We start from the raw sequence: 3,943 nt of genomic DNA, 5'->3' as shown, positions 1-3,943 counted from the left end.
AGCCGAGGCCCTCCTCCATCGCGATCGGCTGGATCAGCTCGACCGACATGTCGGTGGTCTCGCCGGGCATCACCATCTCCTTGCCGTCGGGCAGGGAGATGACACCGGTGACGTCCGTGGTGCGGAAATAGAACTGCGGACGGTAGTTCGTGTAGAACGGGTTGTGGCGACCACCCTCGTCCTTGGAGAGGATGTACGCGGTGCCCTCGAAGTTAGTGTGCGGGGTCACCGAACCCGGCTTGACGACGACCTGGCCGCGCTCCACATCCTCGCGCTTGGTGCCGCGCAACAGCAGACCACAGTTCTCGCCGGCCCACGCCTCGTCGAGCTGCTTGTGGAACATCTCGATGCCGGTGACCGTGGTCTTCTGCGTCGGACGGATGCCGACGATCTCGACCTCCGAGTTGATCGCCAGGGTGCCGCGCTCGGCGCGACCGGTGACGACCGTGCCGCGACCGGTGATCGTGAAGACGTCCTCGATCGGCATGAGGAACGGCTTCTCCTTGTCGCGCACCGGGTCCGGAATGGACGCGTCCACGGCCTCCATGAGGTCGAGCACCGACTGCGCCCACTTCTCGTCGCCCTCGAGCGCCTTGAGGCCCGAAACCTGGATGACCGGGGCATTGTCGCCGTCGAAGTCCTGGCTGGAGAGCAGCTCGCGGACCTCGAGCTCGACGAGCTCCAGGATCTCCTCGTCGTCGACCATGTCGGCCTTGTTCAGCGCGACCAGCAGGTAGGGAACACCGACCTGCTTGGCCAGCAGGACGTGCTCGCGCGTCTGCGCCATCGGGCCGTCGGTCGCGGCGACCACGAGGATCGCGCCGTCCATCTGGGCCGCACCGGTGATCATGTTCTTGATGTAGTCGGCGTGACCGGGGGCGTCGACGTGCGCGTAGTGGCGCTTCGGCGTCTCGTACTCGACGTGCGAGATGTTGATCGTGATACCGCGCTGACGCTCTTCCGGCGCGGAGTCGATCGAGTTGAAGTCGCGCTGCACGTTCGTCGCCGACGGGTACTTGTCAGCAAGCACCTTCGAGATGGCGGCGGTCAGCGTGGTCTTGCCGTGGTCGACGTGACCGATCGTTCCGATGTTGACGTGCGGCTTGGTCCGCTCGAACTTGGCCTTGGCCACTTGGGGGTCCTCCTTGGGACATCGTGCTCGAGCCGGTCGGCCCGAGCGGTTGGGACTTGGTTATGGTACGGGATTCAGTTGTATAAGAGGCCTAATCGCCTTTTGCTTTGAGCACGATCTCCTCGGCGACGGCCTTGGGGACCTCGGCGTAGGAGTCGAACTGCATCGAGTACACCGCGCGACCCGAGGTCTTCGACCGCAGATCGCCGACGTAGCCGAACATCTCCGACAGCGGCACGAGCGCGCTGACGACCTTGATGCCGGTGGCGTCCTCCATCGACTGGATCTGGCCACGGCGGGCGTTGATGTCGCCAATCACGTCGCCCATGTACTCCTCGGGCGTGCGCACCTCGACAGCCATCAGCGGCTCCAGCAGCGCGGGGCTCGCGCGGCGCGCGGCCTCCTTGAAGGCCATCGAACCGGCGATCTTGAACGCCATCTCCGAGGAGTCGACGTCGTGCGCGGCACCGTCCAGCAGGGTCGCCTTCACGCCCACCATCGGGTAGCCGGCGAGCACGCCGACCGCCATGGCGGACTGGATGCCCTGATCCACCGAGGGGAGGTACTCGCGCGGCACGCGACCACCGGTGACCTTCGACTCGAACTCGTAGATCGTCTCGCCGGAGACCTCCATCGGCTCGAGCGTGATCTGGATCTTCGCGAACTGGCCGGACCCACCCGTCTGCTTCTTGTGGGTGTAGTCGTGCTTCTCCACCGTCTTGCGAATCGTCTCGCGGTAGGCCACCTGGGGCTTGCCGACGTTCGCCTCGACGTTGAACTCGCGCTTCATCCGGTCGACGAGGATGTCGAGGTGCAACTCGCCCATCCCCTTGATGACGGTCTGGCCGGTCTCCGAGTTCTGCTCGGTGCGGAACGTCGGGTCCTCCTCGGCAAGCTTCTGGATCGCCAGGCCCAGCTTCTCCTGGTCGGCCTTCGTCTTCGGCTCGATCGCCACCTCGATGACCGGCTCCGGGAACGTCATCGACTCCAACACGACCGGATCGCCCGAGTCGGAGAGCGTGTCGCCCGTGGTCGTGTCCTTCAAGCCGATGACCGCGTAGATGTGGCCGGCGGTGACCGCCTCGACCGGGTTCTCCTTGTTCGCGTGCATCTGGAAGATCTTCCCGATGCGCTCCTTGCGCGACTTCGTCGAGTTGATCACCTGCGCCCCCGAGGCGAGGTTGCCCGAGTAGACGCGGATGTAGGTCAGCCGCCCGAAGAACGGGTGCGCAACGATCTTGAACGCGAGCGCCGCAAACGGCTCCGCCGAATCCGGCTTACGCTCGATCACGACCTCCTCATCGCGGGGGTCGTGCGCCTCGATCGCCGGCACGTCCAGCGGGCTGGGCAGGTAGTCGACAACCGCGTCGAGCATCGGCTGCACACCGCGGTTCTTGAACGCCGAACCGCACAGCACCGGGTAGATGTCGCTCGCGATCGTCAGCTGACGAATCGCGCCCTTGATCTCCTCGACCGTCAGCTCCTCGCCGCCGAGATACTTCTCCAGCAGCTCCTCGCTCGTCTCGGCGACCGTCTCCAGTAGCGTCTCGCGGTACTCCTTAGCCCTGCCGAGCAGATCGGCGGGAATCTCCTGCACCTCGTACTTGGCGCCCATCGTGACGTCGCCCTTGGCGTCGCCGGGCCAGACAAGCGCACGCATCTCGACGAGGTCGACAACGCCGACGAAGTCGTTCTCCGCGCCGATCGGCAACTGCAGCACGAGCGGCTTCGCGCCCAGGCGCTTGACGATCGTGTCGACCGTGAAGTAGAAATCTGCCCCCAGTTTGTCCATCTTGTTGACGAAGCAGATGCGCGGCACGTCGTACTTGTCCGCCTGACGCCACACCGTCTCCGACTGCGGCTCCACACCTTCCTTGCCGTCGAACACGGCAACGGCACCGTCGAGCACGCGCAGCGAGCGCTCCACCTCGACGGTGAAGTCGACGTGGCCGGGGGTGTCGATGATGTTGATCTGGGAGTTGTTCCAGAAGCAGGTCACCGCGGCCGAGGTGATCGTGATGCCGCGCTCCTGCTCCTGCTCCATCCAGTCGGTCGTCGCCGCACCGTCGTGGGTCTCACCGATCTTGTGATTGACGCCCGTGTAGAACAGGATGCGCTCGGTCGTCGTGGTCTTGCCGGCGTCGATGTGCGCCATGATCCCGATATTGCGGACCTTCTTGAGGTCGGTGAGCACTTCCTGTGCCACGGGGGTTCCTTACGTTTGGGGGTTTGGGGATTTGGTTGGGCTTGGTTTGGGTTTGTGACCGTTGCCCGGCCTGGCTACCGAGCCCCGGGACGGGGCTCGGCGCTGGCGTCGCGGCGAAGGCCAGAAATGGCCTTCGCTTTGAGCTCCAGCGCGCTGCGTCGCGGCAAGGCCCAGAAATGGGCCTTGCTTTAAGCTCCAGCGCGCCACGCAACAGCGATGATGACGTTGATCAGCGCGGCCGCACCGGCAATGTGCAGGAACGGTACCGCCGCCTTGGGTTTGGCGATCGTGCCCGCATCCACCCTGCGCTGGCGCACCAAGCCGATGATCGCGGCAATGAGGGCAACAAGCGCGATGATCAGCTTCACCCCGATCTTCATATTGTTGATCGGGAACTCATCCTCCAGTTCGATCACGAGCACCATCAGCAGGCCGGAGGCGAGCTGCGTGATCGCGCCGGCAAGGATCAGGCCGAATCGGAACCCGGATGAACGCCCCAGCTGCATCGCGAAACCCCCGAGGATGAGCGCGAGGCCGATGAAGTGGGCAATGAGCAGAATGATCTGGAGGATATCCACGGGAAACCTTTCGATACTGGGCGTGGT

3 protein-coding genes are annotated in these 3,943 nt (G+C 64.6%); all 3 read right to left on the bottom strand.

The features are described from left to right. The coding region (gene tuf, locus ACK5IN_RS06570; RefSeq protein WP_416895398.1) for an elongation factor Tu at positions 1-1,132 on the bottom strand (1,132 nt) is incomplete at its 3' end. Between the two features lie 91 nt (positions 1,133-1,223). After that, positions 1,224-3,338, bottom strand: coding sequence for an elongation factor G (fusA, locus tag ACK5IN_RS06565; RefSeq protein ID WP_416895397.1), 2,115 nt, complete (start codon positions 3,336-3,338; stop codon positions 1,224-1,226). 188 nt (positions 3,339-3,526) lie between these two features. Continuing rightward, positions 3,527-3,943 (bottom strand): hypothetical protein (locus tag ACK5IN_RS06560; RefSeq protein ID WP_416895396.1); only part of this gene is annotated, 417 nt, incomplete at its 5' end.

The sequence above is a fragment of the Microbacterium sp. genome (assembly GCF_047971895.1).
Taxonomy (GTDB): domain Bacteria; phylum Actinomycetota; class Actinomycetes; order Actinomycetales; family Microbacteriaceae; genus Microbacterium.
This window is presented reverse-complemented; position numbering and strand designations above follow the sequence as displayed.